General features: G+C 39.3%; 15 protein-coding genes and 1 pseudogene. 4 read left to right on the top strand and 12 right to left on the bottom strand.

Annotation, left to right across the window (positions count from 1 at the left end; genetic code table 11):
- The 3 genes and pseudogenes from A7D14_RS20000 to A7D14_RS06940 form a co-directional block, all read left to right on the top strand.
- Window positions 1-742: pseudogene (locus tag A7D14_RS20000) on the top strand (hypothetical protein); the annotation flags it as partial.
- Between the two features lie 65 nt (window positions 743-807).
- Window positions 808-1,980, top strand: a complete 1,173-nt coding sequence (locus A7D14_RS06935) for a DUF4185 domain-containing protein (RefSeq protein ID WP_083158010.1) — start codon at window positions 808-810, stop codon at window positions 1,978-1,980.
- A 131-nt stretch (window positions 1,981-2,111) separates the two neighbouring features.
- Window positions 2,112-4,241, top strand: coding sequence for a hypothetical protein (locus A7D14_RS06940; protein ID WP_141673267.1), 2,130 nt, complete (start codon window positions 2,112-2,114; stop codon window positions 4,239-4,241).
- 66 nt (window positions 4,242-4,307) lie between these two features.
- Here the strand turns inward: A7D14_RS06940 and A7D14_RS20505 are convergent, their stop codons facing one another.
- From A7D14_RS20505 to A7D14_RS06985, 9 genes are all read right to left on the bottom strand, one after another.
- Window positions 4,308-4,676, bottom strand: coding sequence for a LacI family DNA-binding transcriptional regulator (locus A7D14_RS20505; RefSeq protein ID WP_083158011.1), 369 nt, complete (start codon window positions 4,674-4,676; stop codon window positions 4,308-4,310).
- 322 nt (window positions 4,677-4,998) lie between these two features.
- Window positions 4,999-6,129, bottom strand: coding sequence for a hypothetical protein (locus A7D14_RS06950; RefSeq protein WP_141673269.1), 1,131 nt, complete (start codon window positions 6,127-6,129; stop codon window positions 4,999-5,001).
- Window positions 6,130-6,132: 3 nt separating this feature from the next.
- Window positions 6,133-7,218, bottom strand: a complete 1,086-nt coding sequence (locus A7D14_RS06955) for a glycoside hydrolase family 172 protein (RefSeq protein ID WP_067031966.1) — start codon at window positions 7,216-7,218, stop codon at window positions 6,133-6,135.
- A gap of 486 nt (window positions 7,219-7,704) precedes the next feature.
- Entirely contained in the window at window positions 7,705-8,871 is a 1,167-nt protein-coding gene (locus A7D14_RS06960; protein WP_067031969.1) for a DUF4185 domain-containing protein, read from the bottom strand.
- Between the two features lie 207 nt (window positions 8,872-9,078).
- Complete coding sequence (locus tag A7D14_RS06965) at window positions 9,079-11,388, bottom strand: RICIN domain-containing protein (RefSeq protein ID WP_067031972.1); 2,310 nt, start codon at window positions 11,386-11,388, stop codon at window positions 9,079-9,081.
- Between the two features lie 998 nt (window positions 11,389-12,386).
- A complete protein-coding gene (locus tag A7D14_RS06970) occupies window positions 12,387-13,169 on the bottom strand; it encodes a hypothetical protein (RefSeq protein WP_067031975.1) in 783 nt (260 codons plus the stop codon).
- Between the two features lie 36 nt (window positions 13,170-13,205).
- Window positions 13,206-14,765 carry a nuclease-related domain-containing protein gene (locus tag A7D14_RS06975; RefSeq protein ID WP_176712378.1) on the bottom strand — a complete coding sequence of 520 codons (1,560 nt, stop codon included), beginning with the start codon at window positions 14,763-14,765 and terminating at the stop codon, window positions 13,206-13,208.
- A 157-nt stretch (window positions 14,766-14,922) separates the two neighbouring features.
- A complete protein-coding gene (locus A7D14_RS06980) occupies window positions 14,923-16,653 on the bottom strand; it encodes a UvrD-helicase domain-containing protein (RefSeq protein WP_067031981.1) in 1,731 nt (576 codons plus the stop codon).
- The gene (locus A7D14_RS06985) at window positions 16,653-18,464 is read right to left on the bottom strand and encodes an ATP-dependent nuclease (protein WP_067031984.1); all 1,812 of its coding nucleotides are present in this window, start codon (window positions 18,462-18,464) and stop codon (window positions 16,653-16,655) included. Before A7D14_RS06985 ends, A7D14_RS06980 begins: the two co-directional genes overlap by 1 nt.
- 446 nt (window positions 18,465-18,910) lie before the next feature.
- Here A7D14_RS06985 and A7D14_RS06995 point away from each other — a divergent pair, with 446 nt between their 5' ends.
- The gene (locus tag A7D14_RS06995) at window positions 18,911-19,159 is read left to right on the top strand and encodes a GIY-YIG nuclease family protein (RefSeq protein ID WP_067031990.1); all 249 of its coding nucleotides are present in this window, start codon (window positions 18,911-18,913) and stop codon (window positions 19,157-19,159) included.
- Between the two features lie 143 nt (window positions 19,160-19,302).
- On the opposite strand, the gene arsB is transcribed toward A7D14_RS06995, so the two are convergent.
- The 3 genes from arsB to A7D14_RS20005 form a co-directional block, all read right to left on the bottom strand.
- Window positions 19,303-20,349 carry an ACR3 family arsenite efflux transporter gene (gene arsB, locus A7D14_RS07005; RefSeq protein ID WP_067031993.1) on the bottom strand — a complete coding sequence of 349 codons (1,047 nt, stop codon included), beginning with the start codon at window positions 20,347-20,349 and terminating at the stop codon, window positions 19,303-19,305.
- 3 nt (window positions 20,350-20,352) lie between these two features.
- A complete protein-coding gene (locus tag A7D14_RS07010; RefSeq protein ID WP_067031996.1) occupies window positions 20,353-20,985 on the bottom strand; it encodes a low molecular weight phosphatase family protein in 633 nt (210 codons plus the stop codon).
- Between the two features lies 1 nt (window position 20,986).
- On the bottom strand, window positions 20,987-21,572 hold a 586-nt coding region (locus A7D14_RS20005), incomplete at its 5' end, for a hypothetical protein (protein ID WP_176712379.1).

Below are 21,572 nucleotides of genomic sequence, written 5' to 3' on the forward strand. Positions count from 1 at the left end.
CTTTGAAGACAATTCTGAAAAATGGGGGCTACAAAGTACAAAAGGGATATGGTGGTCCATTACCCCGGTGGATATCGACAACGATGGGGATGAAGACTATGTGGTCGGCAATCTTGGACTGAACAATAAATTTAAACCCACCAAAGACCACCCCTTGAGGATATATGCCAACGATTTTGACAAAAATGGCACCAATGACATTGTATTGGCCAAAGAATACAAAGACTCCTATGTACCCTTGAGGGGACGCGAATGCATGAGTAACCAAATGCCCTATGTGGCTGACAAGTTCAAGGATTATCATACTTATGCCTCGTCAAAGCTTACCGACATATTGCCCACAGGAAGAATTGAGAACACAGTGACCCATGAAATAAAAAGTTTGGAGAGCATTATTTTGATAAACTCTGGGGGCAAATTGATTCAAAAGCCATTGCCCACAGAGGCCCAAGTATTCCCAATCAAATCGTCCCTATTCGGCGATTTCAACGAAGATGGGCATATGGATATTCTAGTTGTGGGGAATCACTATGGAGTAGAAGTGGAAACCATTAGATATGATTCTGGAGTGGGCTGTTTATTATTGGGCGATGGTTCTTCCAATTTAATCCCAATACCAGCTACAAAATCAGGAATCAATATACCTAAGGACAGCAGACATATCAATCTGATCCACCGACCATCCGGCAACCTTTTATTGATTACGAACAACAATGATTCGCTTCAAATGTATCGTTGGTAAAGTTATCGGGCACTTGGCCCAAAACGTGTTTCAATGTATCAATAACATAACGCAAAATTGAAGTCATGACGTACAGAAAATGGATTAAATCTATTTTGAAAACAGCTTTCCCCGTATTCCTCCTTTTAGGGTTCAAAGCCCATTGTCATCCCGCTGGGCTGGGCATATACCAATCCTCTTCTGTTAGTTTGCAACCCAACTCGAATAAACACTTAAAGGTAATATCTTGTGAACGTCTTGCCAGGGTTACGGGAGCCTCTGTAAAGGGAGAAGTATTCGCAAACCCGAATGTAACACATCAAAAATATAATGTGGGCGGGACTGATCTGGGCATTTTTTGGAAAATGGACAATGGAAAGGTTGGATGTTTCTTTGGAGATACATATGGAAGTGACTTTAAAGCCTCCCCAAATGGAGGTCCCAGTGGGGGATCGTGGCGTTCCAATGTGTTGGCCTTCAGCACAGATTCCAATTTGGACGATGGCTTGACCTTTTCATCCATGCTTTCCGACCCTGACGGTCACGCAAGGGAGGTGATCCCAAGTGCCCATGACACTACAGGCACAGGAGATTGGACCTCCATCCCCACTGCGGCCGTTAGCGTTGCTGGCACGGAATATGTGCATTATATGAATATCAGATCTTGGGACTCCCCAGGTGAATGGACCACCAATTATTCATCCATGTACCAATCAAATGATGGGGGTCATTCGTGGTCCAAGATAGAAGACGTTCATTTCAAAGGGGACAGCAAATTTGCGCAAATGGCATTTGCAAAAAGAAATGGAATGGTATATATGGTCGGCACTAAATCCGGAAGAAAGGGTCCTGCCTATTTGGCCAGGGTAAATATGGAAGATTTTCCCAACCCATCAAAATTTGAGTATTTAGGCACCAAAAAGAATTGGTTCAAAGGCGGTGAATCATTGGCCCAACCAATTTTTTCAGCACCAGTGGGGGAAATTTCGATTCTTTACAATGAAACTTTCAAACTTTGGATTACCCTATACACCAGACATTCAAATGAAGACCAAAAATTGGTTATGCGGACGACCGAACATATCAATGGGACGTGGTCTGACGAAAAGATAATTGCAGACCCTGAGACATATCCCATAATGTATGGTTCTTTTATGCATCCCAAAAGTATTTCGGGAAGTGATATTTACTTTGCCATGTCCATGTGGCAACCCTACAATGTTTTTCTGATGAAAGCATCCTTGGAACTTGAAAACTAGATTACATATATGTGTACAAAAGGTATTTAACACCGCATAATATCAACCATAATAAACAATAGTTACAATTCATGATTCTTTATAAAAGTCAATTTTATACCATATTTAGGCCAATAAGTACATTGATTCAGGTGAAACATATATTTCTCCCAATACTGGTTTTGGCATTGGTCAGCTGTCAATCGAACAACCAAGTCTCTTTCTTGGATACTGATGGTGCTGAAATGTCGCCCCTCTTTCAAAATTTGATAGAAAATATAGAAATAGAACCATTGGGAGGACTAAATCCAAAAACAAGAGTTGATATCATTGACAGCAACACAATACGGATCAATATAAAGTTTGCTGTTGGTGAGGTTGTGGGCGATGACGATTGGAAAGTTACCATTCGGCCATCATTTCAACCAGATTTTCATTGGTCTCCCCATTTGACCCCCACGGACAACCATATTGTTCCCGAGCACGTCTTTAGGGCACCTGCAATGATTGTTACCGAAAAAGTAAACAACAATAGATTGGTAGTTTTCCCTGATCTTCGATCAATTGCCACTTCCGGTCCCGAGTGGTACATGGATTTGAACGCAGAAAGGAACGAATTGATTTTGGGTTGGAGTAAATCAAAAGTCCAAGAACATGTGCTCTATGTTAAAGAGGGTGGCTCCGTTTATGAGCCCGGTATCTATGATTTTTCATTTTATATCAAAGCAAGCAACACGTTGGACCAGATTAAGAACCCATGGCGGGATATCCTGGCCTTTTATTGGAATTCATTTGGCGTAAATCTATATGAAAAAAAAGAACCCTTGGGCACCACGGAGTTGGAAAAATATGTGAGTCATACCTACCAATGGGCTTTTCAGGATTGGAAAAATGAGGTATGGCAAAAATTTGAACTTAAGGGCAAAAGTGTTGGAGCTCCAACTTTTATTGTAAATGTGAGTCAAAGTCCCAACTATGAAAAACCTTCGTTTGAGCGGGAATTCAAATCTATTTGGAACCAAGCATGGTTTAGTTCTTTGCGCTCTGCATCCGGCCTTTTCCGATATGCAAGAACAAAAAATGATACATTACTGAGGGAAAAAGCCCTAATGACCAAGGAATTGGCCTTGTTGTTCCCCCAAGAAAATGGTTTTTTTCCAGGAATCATAGCAACTGAAATGAAGGATACCATTATTGATGGAAGGACGCTGCGTAAGTCCATGGGATGGGATGCCCATTATTTTGGAAATTCCAACAGAAATCCATTTATGAATCCCACACAAATTGAAGGTGTTCATTGGGGCGATCCCAGTGATGCCCCTTACCATATTTTGGATATGAGTTGGACAGCCAATCAAATGCTGCTATGGTATATGGAACTGGAAAAGGATCAAAGATTACTCAATTATGCTATAACATATGCCGACCAACTTGTGAAACTACAGGACAAAAAAGGATACTTCCCCGGATGGATTTCAGTTCAGACCCATGAACCCATGGGAATTCTGGACCAATCACCCGAATCAGCCATGTCGGCCACATTTTTGCTCAATGTATATAGGGCCACTAAGAATGCAAAATACAGGGATGTTGCGCTAAAAGCTATCGATGTACTTATAAAAGAAGTTGTACCTGTTGGAAGATGGGAAGACTTTGAGACGTACTGGTCATGCTCAAGCTACGGAAACATTGACTTGGTCAACAAAAAAATTGTGCGGAACAATATGTTCAAGCAAAACAATCTGTCCATGTTTTGGGTTTCTGAGGCGCTTTTTGAGGCATATCAAATCACGGGACAACAAAAATATTTAGATTATGGACAAGTCGTATTGGATGAGTTGTTAATGACCCAAGCCACATGGCAACCTCCATATATGTATGTGAAAACCTTTGGAGGCTTTGGTGTAATGAACGCTGATGCGGAATGGAACGACGCCCGGCAGAGCCTATTCGCCGAACTGATTATCAAATACGGCAAGGAATTAGGTTCCAAAGAGTATGTACAACGCGGGATTGCAGCACTTCGTGCTTCATTTGTGATGATGTATTGTCCAGAAAATCCACAAACCAAGGCACAATGGGAAGCGAGACATCCACATTTTGGCAAAGAGGACTATGGGTTCATGATGGAAAATTATGGACATAATGGCACTACTTCAAAAGATGGGCTGGGAATTGGTGACTTTACCATTTACGATTGGGGCAATGGATCGGCTTCCGAGGCATATGGCCGTATCAAGGACCATTTTGGCGTTGATTTTATACGAGATGCCAACCCTTAAATACACCAGTGCTTATGTGGGGTTTTTCTTTTTTCATGTTCCAATAGGTCATCGGCACAATTTATTCTATTCAAACCGTAAAAGGACCAGTCTTGTTTTAGATTGATGTTTGCGATTTGAGGTTCCCGAGTCGAGGGCATTGTTGTGTGCACTGCCCCTTTCATAATCAGACTGTGAAAGATTAACGATCTCCTTAAGCAATTCTTGACATTTTTCTTCATTCCATTTAGGTACGGAAATGTTCAAAACCTGCTTTCCCCCACCTTTTAAACTTTGAGCAATCCCATTGGGGGTATAGTTATGGAATTGTGCCGCCCTTTTGATTTGAGCTTTTGTTGCCTCACTTATTTCTGGGCTATCATTAAGTGCTTTGGATATGGTTGAAGCGGAATATCCCAATAACTTGCCCATTTCCTTTAATGTAATATTGCACATGGTCAACTAAAAACTTTCTAAATGAACGCTCCAGTAAAATCCTATCTCTGAACAATAAAAATATTCACCGAACCAATTTGAACAAGAGAAGTCTTTCTTTGCATGCAGGAAGCTGGTTTCCCAATAATAAAAATCGGGTGAAACTTCTATATCCCCAGGTAACGCTTAAAAAGCGGACACCTTTGGAAGGGGAAACCAACTTTTTTGCATGCCTAACTAAACTAACTCAAACAACTAAATAAATTTATTTGAATGCCCTGCTTTTTCCTCAAAAGGTTGATTGGGACAAAGCCCGTGCATTCTGAATGGGGCACTCTTATTTTTATTTCTCAATTGAACCAATAAAGGTTTCTGGGTCCAACGGGCTGACCCCAAAATAAAACATGGACCCATTTTCAAAAGGTTCTTTCATTTCAAAATTTTCATATGAAATCCCACCAGGGATGGGCGATTCACTGGCCCAATAGGCATATCTTCCATTCACCAATCCATTTAAGTTGGAATTGGGGTTGGGCTTTTTCCAGTATTGGGTAGCCTTTTGTCCCTTGTATTTCCAATGTTCTTTTGTGTCCAAGGAATATGTAACCGCAGTAGGGTCTTCCTCATCGGGTGCCGCCACAAAATAAACCGAACCATCTTTATCCTCCAACATATTGCTTTCTGGGGTATGGTCATGTGGAGTAAAATTGCTATCCGTATAATCCGGCCACAGTTTCCAAGATGATTTAATGCCGCCTTTGAGATATAAATTTCTCAACCGTGCAAAATTTCCCATGGTTGCTGTAAGTATAAAATTGTCCAAAGGAGCCGACTTCTCGGCAGCGTAGGATGTCAACTCAATCTCATATGGGCGATCTTCATAAAATCTCACCCGGACATAGACCTTTGCACCTGAATCAAATTCTTCAGAGTGCACGTACAGGGTTAGGGTTTCCCTACCGTTGATTTGTTCTATCACCCCGGTTGCGCAATCTTGTATCGACCGGGGTTCAATTGCATCAGGTTCATTGGCGCTCCAAAACCGCTTGCCCCTAACGTTGTCAAGTGCACTGGGTTCCAATTCGGAGAAACCTCTCGAATCACTACCAGATACAATTGGTTCCAAGGCAATAAAGTTTATCATCTTTAACGAATCTGTGCTTAGATTCAGGTAAGGCGCATATACACGCAAGAGCCCACGTGGTCCGCCTGTTGGGGGAAGACCAATTCTGATACCATCATAGTGTCCCCAGACAGGTATGCACCCCCCTCCCTCAACATTGGGCATTATCCAATTATGTGAGTAAACTTCCTCCGAGTCCGCATCATTGGCCTTTTCGTTCTTTGAGTTACAAGAATTCACCGACATGCCCAAAAGTATGATGTAAAGTATCGGTCCAGTAGTTTTTGATGATCTAGCAAATAAATTCAAAATCAATGTTTTTATAATTCCTATGGCTGTCTTTTTAATCATATTTTAGTTTTTGCCAAAAGTTGGACCCTTAGTATTCTTTACACTGGGGATACGCTCTTTAACCTCAGGTAATTTTGGGAATGGCATATGGGGTTCAGTCTGGTACCAATAACCCACCGTATAGTAATTATCAGATCTGTGGTTGGCATGGCCATGTTCTATGGTCATTTTGATCGACTTAGTAAATGTTACCGGTGATTCGTCATGAAAACGATAAACAGTCCACTGAGCTCCCCTGTCATCCCCTCCGTTCAGTGGATTGCCGTAGCTATCGTAATCAAATTCAGGTTTGTCATTACCGAAAGGGTTGATTCCACATCCGCCATAACACCAAGCACCGAGATAATAATCCTCTGCTCCGGTTCCCTTAATCTGTGCATCCTCTGCACCATCTATGAAAATCATTTCATCTCCTTCGCCCCACCAATCTCCTTGATTCTGTATAATACTGTGGGTGACCCCTAGAAAATGCCCCTTCCCCTTGGCTTCCATAATCACATAATTACCCTCACCCTTAGGATTTTCATGATTATTCACAATGGAATCACTATTACGCTCCCAGTCATTGGTCCAACCATCAGTAGGGGTTTCTTGTCTGTACTGTGCATGAAAATAAAGGGTTTCATCAGGTAATGATCGGTGCTTTTCCCAGTCGATATTATAGTAAAATGCTCCAATGGCTTCTTCACCCTCATTGGTAATGGTTATTTTGGCCGATTTCTTGAAGGGCATTGGGAAATAGGCATTGAGTGCCCTTTGGGACCCTACTGAAGTATACTCGGATTCATAAAGATTATACTTTCCCAGGCCGAGTCCAAAAAAGTCACCAATTGGAGTTTCAACGCTCGGACTGGTTTCTTCGTCCCAATAAATCCTCAGAACTATTTTCTTGAGATGATAGTATTCACCGCTTGCAATGGTAATCCAAATATGCTTGATGATTCCAGGCCCGATAACATCGCCAATAGTGCGGGTCTCACCTGGGGTTATCTTATTTTTCCAGTTTCCATCATCATTGGCGCCTGTCATATCATAGCTGGATATTCGTTGTACCGAATAATCCTTTGGCATCCATAATGACTCTTTCATATTTTCTTGAGAAAAAAGTGTGTTTATACACCCGATTAAAAAGAACATTTTAAGCCATAGTGCGTTTTTTGTCATTTTATCATTGATTTAATGTTTGTCCAAGCTTAATTTAAAATCTCAGTCTCCCATCATCGGATTTCAGAATTCATTCACCTGAGGCAACGAAAAAGACTGTAATTTATTTAAACGTTTAAGTTAAAAATAAAGTCATCGCTAATATAACAAAATAATGATAAAATCGATTCATTTAAACGTTTAAATATATCAAAAGTGAATTTTATGCCTGATTTCTTTAAATTATACTTAAGTTATGGTTTACAAGTATAGGTTAAACATAAAATTGCAGCATTGTCGTAAAGTTTGAATTAATCATGTTGTATTTGTTCGGCAATACAAAATTCAACAAGGCACCCATAACATTTGGAAGGTCATACAAAATGTTTAAAAGCCCTGCACAGTTTTACCTATAACCAAATCCATCCAATCTTAATCGTTAATGTTGACCTTAAGCTTTCTTAAATTAAAATTGTAATGATCAGTACCTCCTGCAAATGTGGATGAACATATCCACATGGTAAGACCATCATCACTAATATATTTAGATGGTATTATTGTTGCATATCCTCCAAACCTCTTATCACTCCAAGGGTAAGTGCCAAAATCCTTGGATAGAAAAAGATTCCAGGGGCCCCATGGATATGGTGCTTCATAGAACTCATAGGTGTATTCTGTCCACGATGAATAAATATACCTGTCCAAAGGTTTGTTATATACAATACTTCCTTGCGATAGTACACTCATATTCCCTATCCCCTTGTATCTATTGGGAAGGTTTTTATATCTTCTTCCAGTTTCAGTAAGAACTGGCTTCCTCTCTTCAATCGCCCCCGGTTTTGACCAATCCGCATTACCATTCAGATCTCCACTATAGTATTCCCATTTATCCGGATCTTGGACATTTTTTTTGGGTACTCTGGCCAAGAACAGATTTTCTGGATCTTTGACTATATCGCTAAATGAATCCCTCCAATTGTAATCCAGCCCATAAGCATACAAATAAGAATCACTGGGATTGTTTTCCCCATCCCTACCATAATCAAGAAACATAATAGTGGTAAAAGAATGATTGCTGAACATTGGTTTTTCCTTATCCCATTGCCAACTTTTTCCTTTATCCTCTGACTTAAGGATTGTGGCATTGGGAGCTTCGTTGAAAATATTCTCTGTTTTTGTTTTATTAAGATCTTGAACCGCCAAATATAATATTCCATCAACAGAGGTCAACCCTGTTGGTTTCCTATTATAATTTGAGGTATTTCCCCAAATAGGGCCAAAACCTACGGAAATTGTCTCACCCTTAATATTACCTTCCCCGGGATGCCCATATATTCTATTAAATGTTATATCACCGAAAACTTCGCCAAACCCCTTGCCATCTCCATTAGCCGCATATAAATGACCATCATCAGACCATGTAGAAGGCCAAAGATCTCCTTCACTTTCAGAGTCTATCCCGCTTTCATCAACAATAACACTGGAGAAAAAATGTCCATGGGTTGAGATTAAAGGATATGACTTGTCATAATAAATTTGCCTGCCAGGCATTCCACAGGACATGAACCAAAACAACACCCAAATTTTTGAAAGTTTCACACAGTTTTATTTAAACGTTTAAAAAAATGAATTTATCTTCTCAATACAAAATCAATTAATTAATCATTGTTCGATTAAAGAATGTCTCAAAAAATTACTTAAAAACCGATCCATTTCCAAAGTGGAAGTTCACGTCTATTTTTCATTTTAGTTAAAATGACATGATAAGTAAAGAACTATCGTCTAGCTGATGGTCACTACATCCCATCACTCTTTTATTATTACTTTACGAACAATCATCCTATTAAGATTCGGTAATTGCAATTCCATGAAGTATATTCCCTTAGGTAAGGAACCGGTCATAATTTCATGCTCATTCATCCCCTCAAGTACGGTTATTTTGTCTTCCACCACAATTTTTCCCTGAAGGTCATGCATTTTAACAAGACCAGCACCCTGATGGTCATGGTAAAATACAATCTCGAACTTATGGAAAGACGGATTGGGATACAACTTAAAAGAAAAATGGGCATCTTCATCTTCCTTCTCAATAGGGATTTTAGCAGTAAGAGGTGTTGCTTGCATTGCCAACTTGTCCAATTTCCATTGCTGCCAGTCGGCACCATTCCAACTCCATTGCTGCACATTACCGCCATTCACTTGTGAACCATTTACTTCAAGAACCTTGCCACTGGACTTGGAAATCAGCCGGAAATGACCATTCCCTAAATACTCTGGCCTCCATTTCTGACAGTCATTGTCCAGCCAAGGCCACTGCTGGACATTACCTCCATTGACTTGGGTGCAACTGTCAAGGTCAAGTACCTCCCCACTCTCAAGTGATGTAATTCTAAAATAACCATTTTCAACGGGATCAAACTGCCATTTTTGGATATCATCTCCGTACCACTCCCACTGCACCACATTCCGATTTTGACTACCCGGAAATGCACTGTTGTCCAATGCTTTATAGCTATGTTTGGCCGTTACACGGTATACTCCGGGGGTTATAACTGGTTCCAAATACCATTGCTGCCAGTCAAACCCCAGCCAATCCCATTGCTGAACGTTGCCACCGTTGGCCTGTGAACCGTTAACTTCCAAAACTTTGCCACTTGACTTCGAGGTTAATTTATAATATCCTTCTCCCAAGATTTCAATGCGCCATTTTTGGCAATCATTGTCTAGCCATGGCCATTGTTGCACATTGGCACCATTGGCGCCATTGCACCCACCCAGATCCAACACCTCACCACTGTGAACATTGGTCAACTTATAATAATCGTTGCCGACAGGCTCAATTTGCCAATTCTGATAGTTCAGTCCGTTCAAATCCCACTGGACAACATTTCGCTCACCACTACCGGGAAATCCACTATTGTCCAATGCCTTGTTGGAATGTTTGGCCACTAAACGATAAATCCCGGGGATAATTTCTTTTTTCCGCAGGGTGCTTTTCATCAGCACTACCGTATATGGGTTCCATGTACTCATAGTGTAATATATGGTAGTCTCGTACTCGTTGCCTTTTGCCAGATTCTCAAATTGGTAAGGACCATATTCGCCGCCCCACTCATTTTCCCTACCAGGATCATGTACATTGTCACAATTTTCAACCTGCCAGTTCTTATGTATATAGTTGCAGTATCCTCCATCTACAGTTGGCTCGAATATTACAAACGGGGAAGACCAAGGTCCCCAGGGATTATCGGCTGTACGGCAATTAATGCCTCTTGGCGACTCGCAGTTGTACAACATAATCCATTTATTGATAAATTGATTGTAGGAGACGGATAACTCCCCTACACACGGTTGGTTGAAAAGAGGTACCGCAGATGCCTCTTGATTTGACCACGTGGGGCTTCCGTTTACCATTCCTGCAAAAAATACTAGGGACCGTGTATCCATCAAATCGGAATGCTGATAGGCAAGAAAAACATCGCTTTGTCGATATGTTCCGGAACCAAACATTACTTGTATATCTGAATTTGGGTCTTCGGGATAGGCAAAGGTCGATTTGGTTTTTACAACACTTACGTTAACAAATTTTGAGTTGGAGAGATCATATTGCTTGGTGAAGGTAAGACCATTATCAATTGATTTGGCCACAACTGAATTGACCATTCCCGTATTGGAAGCATAAATATACATCGCATTGTTCCAACTTACACCCTCAAGAGGGACTCCAAAGCCCCCCAAACTTACACCAGGAATCACTACCGGCTTGAAACTGCCGTTTGGATAGGTGACAAAATCCAGAGCGATACCATCCTCTGGATCTGTATCCGTAGAGTAGCCCAGTGGATCCCTATCATCATTGAAGATATCCCCAAAGGCCACAAAGGTCTTTCCATCGTGGTCAAAGGGAACACCAAGATCAGTGTTGGGTATTCCGTATCTGGTATAAGTTCTGTTTTGCGTAGGTTGTCCTCTTTCATTGTCCCAATCCCCCACCAGTTGGTTTATTTTTTTGGTGGAACCAGGAATGTAGACAACATCATCCTGCGCAACGGCTTTTTTAAAGAAAATGCATGCGGTAGCTAAAAAAAATGCAATTTGTAGATTCCTTGGTCTCATGTGCTTAAATTTTACGGTCTATGTTCAATAAGAATTATGTGCCTTAACTGGTCTATGTGAGCGATGGGAATGACACCTTTTACATCCATGGATATTTGTGTTTAAAAGGAAGCTCATGAATCTTAAGATTTTCCACTACAATTGAATTAACTAATGTTTAATCTGAAGAAAATGGCCTAATCCAAAACAATTAAACAACCCTAATATCTAATTCTCATTTATATATATTATTCCATCAAATGATAAAACATAAGATAATCCGCTTTAACCAGAGCGCCATCCATTAAGTTATGAATAGACAACAACCAGTTCCGAACTCTTATTATAAACGGATTAACACCACATCTGTAATTTCATCCATATCCCATAATTTAGGGTATAGAATGGAATTTTCTATAGTACATAGATTTGGACAACAGGTGTTCCGAATAATCAATCCCCACACTTAATATATTACCGAGCAAGTCCAAATTGGCTTTTTTCTCCGCCTTTATGAGATAGAAGAAACAGTACCATCACCAAGGTCAATAATCATTGACAGAGGAATTCTTCATATCACGGAAGAACTATTCAAACCCTTTTGAACACTCTGTTTAAACAAGATTGATTGAATAACATTTACTTAAACGTTTAAGTAAACATAATTAATATTTTAATATTATGCAATAATTTGTTCATTGTAGGTCTTAATGTAACCGAAAAGGGCTTTATAAAAATGTTCCTTGTGGCCAAAATATTCGAACTATTGCTGATACAATTGTAACTAATCCATTTGGATAGCTCTTTGCCCTTGTGAATCTCAATCAAATTGAACTATTTAAAAGAGCAACTTGATAATTATATTAATTTTGTAGAAATCCTGTCCTAAAAATCGGGGTATCTACAAAAATAGCTACTATTCTGTTGGAAATCCATTTGAAGCCTTCCCTAAAAATAGCCCTTGAACTTTCGTCTATTGGATTTTTGTTTTTAAAATGTGAAGACGGTCAGTGCTCCCGTTATCTGGGGAGCTTTTGAATCAAATCATGCGAAAAAATACTAAAGGTGAGATTGATTTCATTAAATGTCTGATAGTCAAAGCTCAAAGAATCACCAATTTCAAAACTCATTGATTTTTCAATTATACCAATATTAATTTGAGTTCCTTCTGTGTTAAATGGCCCATTGATTTCGATTTCTTGTCCATCATCTGTGTATTTCAAAATCCTAAAACCAGAATATCGCAAGGTGAATAGTGTTTTATCTTTATTGTTCGCATCCATCTGCTGAACTACACCGTTTCTGTGGGTCAGACAGTTTCTGACCTGATTTATGGTTAGCAACTTATCTTTGCTTAATAACTTACCGGTCAAAAAATTTTCCATTCTATCAAAAAGCTGAGGGATACCTAATTTTTGTATGGCTCTTTTTTCATTTGTAACTATACTATTGTACTGATCACTTTTCTTGATTTCATCCTTATTGGAATAAAGGGCGCCATAAACACATGCATCCATGAGCATTAATTTTAAACCTTTAATCAAATCTTCAATTCCCTTTTTAATTAACCATTTCTTGAAATTCTCTTTCTTCTCGGGTGTGGTTAAGCTTTTTGTCGAAATGGCATAGGTGAAAAAACCTTCACCATTGGCTAGTTCATGAGCCGGTTTAAGATTGTTCGTATTTTCTAACAATTGAAGACCGAAGAAAATATAAGCAATTGAATTCTCTTGGATTTCATAAAGCTTTTTTGCAACTCCGTCCGGGTTTATTTTAATCTGTAACTTATAGCTTTCATCCATTTTTATGGCAATTCAATCAGGGGTGTTAAACTTTTTTTAAACTGATTCTTGTGGAAATTTCAACCTCTTATCAAAGTATAGCTTATCAAAGAAGTTCTGCAATGCCGGATCAGTTAAAATAAAGTCATGCTGTGAAGCTACTGATTCAAACTGATTTCTTCTTTCAAGATACATTGCGCATACATCAAGTTCATCCTGTGCAAGTAATTTTTCGTTTAAGTCTTCTCTAAGGGTTAGAAAATTTATGAATTCTCGAACTCGATTGTTTTTTAACAACATCAGACTTCTTAGAAAAGTCTCCAAATCATCCAGACAGACTGACCATGGATACGGATCAGATTCTATATCTCTCTTTAACAAATAGCCCAAGTTTGTCTGTATCGGCCCAAATCTTTCAAGGGTCACCACAATTGAAAATACATCGATTAGCTTATCTGTTTTGACCTCAACCTTATTCCTTCCATTATCATTAACAATTTCTATTTTATTGGATTCCCAACAAATGGATTCTACCTCTCTACATTGGTTATAGCCTTTCTGAATGCATGCGTTAAAATCATCTTTAATTCTATTGTAGGCCTTATCCATGTCCCGCAATGGTTCTCTCATTTTGGAGGCCTTGCACTCAATAACGAATGCATAATATCTTGAGATTATGAGAAGGTCCTTTTCATTGTGTATACCATCGATGTAGTAATTCTGAAAGAATCTATATTCTTTTGATTTTTTAAAGAAACTCTTAAATAGATTAAATACTTGATTTTCAATTACAACCTTTCCTCGTCTTAGGTTAAGTTTATTTCTTTCGCTCTCCGTTTTTCCCAATGTGCGATATAACAGATTATAGAGTGCTGTTGGTAATTGCTTCTGATAAACGTGTATGTACTCCTTTTTTGATATTTTAATTATGGGTTTGTCCTCCAATGGATTTTTTTGGGAGTAAAATAGAAAGTCATTGACCTCATCCAGTTCCATTGCAAATAATGAGCAAAAAATATCAATATCAGTTTTTAAGAACCTTTCATAAAAATCTGATGGCTGAAAGGTAGAACTAAAATGTGGTCCTTCAACAAAATCAAAGAACGAATCGGGTAATTTACTTAACAATTCTTCAAAGGCCTCTCCTTTTATACTACCGTCAGCAAGAAGAGGGGCAATTTCCTGGAATTCTTTGTTGTGCAAAAATTCATGGGAATCATTCCATTTTTTGTGAAATAGCTCCTCTGAGAATTCACAGATTGAAACTAAATCATTAAGACTAATTCCAAGACGATCTTGTATCTTTTTTTTGTGAGGCCTGAACATTCTTCTTGCATGATTCAATTCTTGCTCTCTATAATTAAGCTTACCATTTTGGAAGTATGTTCTGAAAGTTGCTTCATGTATTACCACTTTTATTCGTTCTTCCATCCCATCGATGAAGTCTGGGTAATTATTGTGGTCTAAATACTCTCTCAGTATTTCATTCAACAGGTCTACCGCATCCTCCAAAATTTTGAGGCATTTATCTGAGAGAACCAATTCCAATTTACCGATATGGTCAGAAGACAACCGTAAAGCAATTAGATAAAGAGAATCTTTCAATTTGGACTTCATTTTTTTTCCAAACGTACCCATTTCTCGTAATGGATGATTGCGTATAAAGTCGGTGAAAAAGAATACGAAACTATCCTTTGTAAAAATTGATATTTGCTCTCGCAGTCTTACAGATTTGTCTTCGATATTATTCTTCAATTCAGAAGTGTATTTAATTTTAGGAACTTGACAGCCCATCAAGCTTGAATGAGTCCAGAATAGCCGAATCGTACCCCGCCTGCCGAAGAATAAACACATGATAGCGCGCTCGTGTTACTCCCACTAAAAACAGCTTTCTTGAACGACTGAATGACTTATTATCATCACGTAGTTCTACCGGTGCAGAATGTTCATTTTGAAACATTATCACTCCATCGAATTCTTTACCCTTTGATTTATAGGTGGTCATAACGTTTATACCTTCTTCTCCAATCACATCCGACGAAAGCTGGGCTTCAACAATGGCATTTTGTAGAATACCCCTGGCATTGGCGTAGCAGTAATTGTTCATCCATGCATCACCCAAATCTCTCATGATAATCCTGCCTCTGTTATAGGCCACCAAAAATTCTGATTGACGGGCAAAATCCTGAATTGGTCTCATCTCACATGAAAGAAGTTTTTGCTGAATAAAGCGCCAGTCGGTTGCCGGATTGCCAGAAAGCTTATGCTGGGCCAGTTCTGAAATCAGACCTTTAAAATATGGCACCATTTTTCCCATAGGAGATTTTCCTTCACCAATTGTGCTTATCCATCTGTCATATTTGTCATGGTCTTTCCTTGCACCCTTTGCACTTGCATAATCCCTTAAAATCTGTATGATCCATATTAAATGTTGCGTGGAGTCAAGAATTGGCTCCATCAGACAAGCGATGAGTCTACTTGATAAATTTGTTGCGGTTTCGTCGAACTGTACGCGATGAGCAATATTTCTTTGTCTTAGGGCAACTGAAATAGTTTTTACGCCTTTTGCCCAAGGAGCAAGAATGGCTATGTTTTTTGGTTTTTCGCCTGTTATCTTCATGATAGTGTTTCGCATAATGCCTACACTTTGACGGATACCCATATCACGTCTATCGGCTCGAGGGTTGTAAACGAGCTTGGTCACGCCTTTGTATCCGCTACTCTCTCTGGGGGTATTGTAAAGTAAATCCTTTGCGAAGTCCAAAATTTCCGTGTTTGGATTCCTATAATTTTGAAATTCTAAAATAATCTCTAAGGGCTCAATACTTTGTTTTATACCTTCAAGTCTTTTAGGGTCGACATCTGGTCTATAATCAAAAATTTGTTGATCTAAATCTCCCAAAAGAAACAACTGTGAAATCCCATGGAACGCCTCAACTATTTGCCATTGTTCCGCGTCCGTATCTTGGGCTTCATCAACGATTATTAGTGGAAAACAGCAAGCTATCATAGTTCGTAAACGATTACTTCTGGTAATAAGTTCCAATACAGTAGCTGCAAATCGGTCAAAGGTTATTTTTCCTTCACCGTAGAACATATCACTTTTTTCTTTAATCCAAGTTGCATCGTCATCCTTCCGACCTCCTTTTAAAGCGGCTTCATCATGCGGTGGAACAATACTAATTTTCTTGGGAGTACCCAATAGGTATGCATAGGAACGAATAAGTTCAAGAAAGAATGCATGAAATGTTTGAACGTCCAATTTGTGGCCGTACTCCTTAAAATCCGAAAAACCACTTGCAGATTCCATTATTCGGGCTTTTGCGTTTCTGGAAAAACTAAGGAAAAGTACTTTTTGACCTCGATTGAGATTGTTGTCGCGGACATATAAGAAGGCCTTTAACAAAGCTATAGTAGTCTTTCCACAGCCCGGTCCACCAATAACCAATAAATTCCTTTTACAGTCCAAAATGGCCTGTCGTTTTTCGTCAATCTCTAAAACCATTATTCTTCTTCTGTACTATCCGAAGGTTCATCCTCTTTTTTTGAAAGGTCTAATGGAGCAACCTTTTCGGGTTGTGGAAAACGCTTAAATATCTCTTTTAGGAAAGACTTAATGGTTGGAGGCAGCTGGTCCTCGGAGCATTTTTCTACCAGACTTGCTGAACGTCGTTCACCTTTCTTTTGTTTCAGCACCTCATACATAAAATCACGAATATCGGAGTCGGACGGTCTTTCAGCAGGAATGAACGGCCCTGAACTTATTGCTCCAGCATCCCTTAGTTCGTTCAAATAATCCCATTGAATTTCAGTAGGTACCTCTGCCACCAACAATTTCTCAATTTCTTTTTGATCTATTTCCTTATAAAGTTCGAAAGTGGTCTCCAACTCTTTTTTTTCGTCCTCAGATCTCTCCATGTAGTCAAAGAATGCAAAGGTTTTGATGTCAATTGATTTAAAGAACTTTCCCCAATTCAATATGGTGCCGTCACCATCCGCTTCGAAAATGGTGACCCCTGATAGGTCGAAAGGATAGTTTTCTGGATTTAATTCCAAAATGCTGGCGGCAGCGTTTAGGGTTTCCATTTCTGTAAGACCTTCACCGACAATTACTGCATTTCCCAAGATGACCTCGGCGATAGCATGTCTGATCTTTCTTCGATAGTTTTTGGGCTTTAACCCCGAGCTATAGGAAATGTCGACTCCTGAAATTACCCCTTTGGAATCCTTGTTTAGAATCTTGATATTTTCTGGTTCGAACTTTTCTATTACATAAGGCGAATGGGATGTGACAAATGATTGTGTTGTATTGTTGAGCAGATAATTTATTATTCGCCTTTGTGTGTGGGGTGGAACTGCAATTTCAGGTTCTTCCATAGCAAAGATTATATTTTCTTTCTTCAACTCGGCAATTGCTGAAAGTAGTGCAAACACCAAAGTACTCAATGTTCCCGTCCCTAATTTATGGAAAGGAACCGGGCTCTGGTTTAAAGATGAAGCCATGAAAAAAGATAGGGTTTTCCTGAGATGATCACGAGTCAATTGTGAAACATGCAAAGAGGATGCTTTAAATTCCGATGGCAAAGGAATGTACTGCCCAATCCGCTGCTCAAGATTGTCAAGTACCTGACGTAAAGACCCTATGCTCTCTTCTAAAGGAGGATTAAGATTTTTGAGCCGATCCCTCGTCTCCTCCCAAAACTTTGGTCGAATATCGCCAACGCGAAGCAAAATATCCAAGAGTGTACCTCTTTCAAGGCTAAGTGCCCTCCTACCGGTTCGCAAAGCTCTTAGATATAGAAATCCTATTTGACGTTTTCTTGAGCGTGGAATTTCTTTAAAGACACCTTCATCTTCATTGGGTGAATGTGAAAAATAAGTTTTTGCAACAAACTCATCTTCTTCTTTATCGTATTGTCCAATAAACTTCAAGCGAAGACACCATCCTACCAAATCTTCATCGGAATCCTCAATCTCACCTTCAGAAAGTATTTCTTGCCTTTCCTGATGCCATAATTCCATATGCCCACGAAATACACCCTGTAATTCCGAAGAAATATCCGTCAACACAACTTCAATGATTATTTTCTTAGCTTCCTCATCTTGGTCATAATAGTAATCTCCATTGTAAAAATCAAATTCATCAATCGGGTCTTGCTTGTTAAGCCTGTCAGGACCTAAAACAAGATCCAATGCCTCGCAGATTGTGGACTTGCCAACGTTATTTTTACCCACCATTAGTGCATGTCCATCGAAATAAAGTGTAGCCTCTTGAATTCCCCTAAATTTGGAAATGGATAGTTTACTAACTTTCATTTTGGTTTTGATAGGTTACTTTGGCACTGAAGTACAGAAAAGTACTATATATCCTACGAAATAAAAAATTTGGTGCAATGAATTTTATTGAACTACTCGATGACCTAAAACCTCAAATAATATCGGGAGTACTGAAAAGTAATGAAACCTTACTTGACAACTTATATTCAGATACTGTGAGTCCGAATTCAGAGGTATTTATTCAAAAGCATTTTATAGATTGTTATCCCCAATATCACAGAATTCGTTAAACTATCCGACTATTGAAAATAAATTTTTTACAAAATTTCTAAAGCATAGAGAATAGACTCCTTTTATTTTAAATTTAAACCGTCTTGACAAATTAAGATCAAGCACTTCTAATATGAAATGATTTATCAATAATACTTTCAATATCTTCTTTTAAAAAGTTTGAATTTTGTCCTCTTAAGGTCACAAATATTGAAATGAAGATGTATTATGCTTATGTCTTGCAAAGTATGGCGGATGGTCGACTTTATAAAGGTCATTGCGAAAACATTGAAAACCGATTGAAAGAGCATAATGCGGGAAAAACCAAATCTACAGAGGGATATGTGCCTTGGAAATTAGTCTACTTTGAAACTTTTAAAAGCAGGGATGAAGCAATTGAAAGGGAAAAGTATTTTAAAACTGGAAAAGGCAGAGATTATTTAAAAACCCAACTGTTTCAGTAGTTCAACTGGATACCTGCCTGCCGCAGGCAGGGAATATCAGATTTCGGCTCTGAGGGTTGAGGGTTCGAATCCTTCCGCGGTCACCAAACAAAAAGCATGCTTTTGGGCATGCTTTTTTATTTTCATTTTTTGTTATTCTTTTTTCAAGCGGTTTGGGGTCTGTAATATTTCTTACGCAACCAAAAAGCCACCCGTACCAATAGGATAAGAGCAGGGACTTCCACCAATGGTCCTATCACCCCTGCAAAGGCCTGTCCGGAATCCAATCCAAATACCGCAATGGCCACGGCAATGGCCAGTTCAAAATTGTTTCCAGCAGCTGTAAAGGCCACCGATGCCGTCTTATCATATTCAGCACCCATCGCCTTGCTGAAAAAGAATCCAATAATGAACATCAAGGTAAAGTATATCAATAAAGGAACTGCAATTACCAAAACATCCATTGGGATTTCCACGATAAGTTCTCCTTTAAGTGAAAACATGATGATTATGGTGAACAAAAGCGCAATCAATGTCATTGGGGAAATAGCGGGAATGAACTTTTCGTTATACCACTGTTCTCCTTTCAGTTTCACCAAAAGCAAGCGACTTAAGATTCCCATTAAAAATGGAATTCCGAGGTAGATGGCCACACTCTCGGCAATGGTTCCAATGGAAATGTCCACAATGGCACCTTCAAAACCAAAATATGGAGGCAGAACGGTAATGAATATCCAAGCATAGAAACTGTAAGCAAACACCTGAAAGATGCTGTTCAAGGCAACCAACCCTGCACCGTATTCGGAACTGCCTTCAGCTAGGTCGTTCCAAACCAGTACCATGGCAATGCAACGTGCCAACCCTATCAATATTAACCCTACCATATATTCTGGGTAATCCCTTAAAAAGATGATGGCCAGAATGAACATCAGCACAGGGCCAATGATCCAGTTAAGCACCAAGGAGATGGTCAAAATCTTGGTGTTTTTGAACACTTTGGGCAATAAAGCGTAGTTCACTTTTGCCAATGGCGGATACATCATTAAAATGAGACCTATGGCAATGGGAATATTGGTCGTGCCACTGTTCAATGAATTGATGCTGTCGGGAAAAGAGGGGAAAAGATAGCCAATACCGACCCCAATCGCCATGGCGATAAAAATCCATAAGGTTAAGTTTCTGTCCAAAAAGCTTAATTTTTTTGCTGCCATATCCTATAGATTTATTTGTGAAAAAACGTACCAAAGCTCCGTCGCGATCTGTATGCTTCGCTCAAGATATTTCTCAGCTTGCTGCGGCGTATTGTCAAAAGCCTTGGGATCCTCAAAGGTAATGGGAACTCGTTTCTCCGCACCGGGCACAAAGGGACAGGCCTCATTGGCCGAATCACAGGTCATGATGGCCGCAAACCCTGAACTTGGATTGAAAGCATCATCCAACTTTTTGGAAAACCCGATAACAGGATGTTCGTTTTCCGCATATTTGATTGCGTAAACAGGGTTATTGTTATCTGAAAGTTGTTGTACTTGGAACCCCTGTTTCTGTAAAGTTTCTGCAACCATCGGAAATAAAGCCGTTGCCTCAGTTCCCCCAGAATAGCAGTACACATTTTTTATATTGAAAAAATGCGCCATGGTCTGTGCCCAGGTTTGGGACAGGTGACTTCTACGGGAATTATGGGTGCAAATAAAGTTGAGGCGTATTTCCTCTTGATTGTTGACTTTTGATTGAATAAATTCAGCGAGCGGGTCCAATATTTTTTTACGCTCTTCAGAAATACTGTTCTTATCTAACTTTTTTATGAACTCGTATATTTCTGGAAATAGACTGGTTTGGGTTTTTGTCATTTTATGGGTTGTTCATTTTAGTTTTTACAATGGCATTGACCTGGGCTGCCACATATATCATTTCTGTGGCAATTGCCTCTCGGTTATCAAATAATATTTCGGCATTTCGCTCCGTTAGGCCTTCTTTGACATAGACTTTTATACTGTTGTCTTCATTCAAATTCAATGCATTAAGGTTTTTTCGATTGATTTCCCAATGTCCACTCCCATACTTAATAGTTTGGATGATGAATTCATTGTTTTTGTCATTCTTGATTTTAAAACCGTGGTCTTCCAATGCCGTGAGATTTAGCGGCTCATTTGAAGTTTCTATTCCTGCGGATTCTATGTTGAAGTTGTCATTTAGGTTATAGTAGATGAGCCCTGTCCTCAACCATATCATGGCGAGCTGTCCCATTTCATCATTGGCTTGGTCAACGAAAATGACGGTAAAGCTCTTTTTGTCCATGTTCGCTGCCATTCTTGAGGCCAATTGGTCCAATAACAGTACTTTATTTTCAGGAATTTGGGAAAATTCCTCTTGCAGGTCTTTTATTGATCGTTCAATTTTTCCTCGGAGTTCTTGAGATCTTGCGGTCAGTGGAAGG

The organism is Allomuricauda sp. CP2A, from assembly GCF_001683915.1.
In the GTDB taxonomy this organism is placed as follows: domain Bacteria; phylum Bacteroidota; class Bacteroidia; order Flavobacteriales; family Flavobacteriaceae; genus Flagellimonas.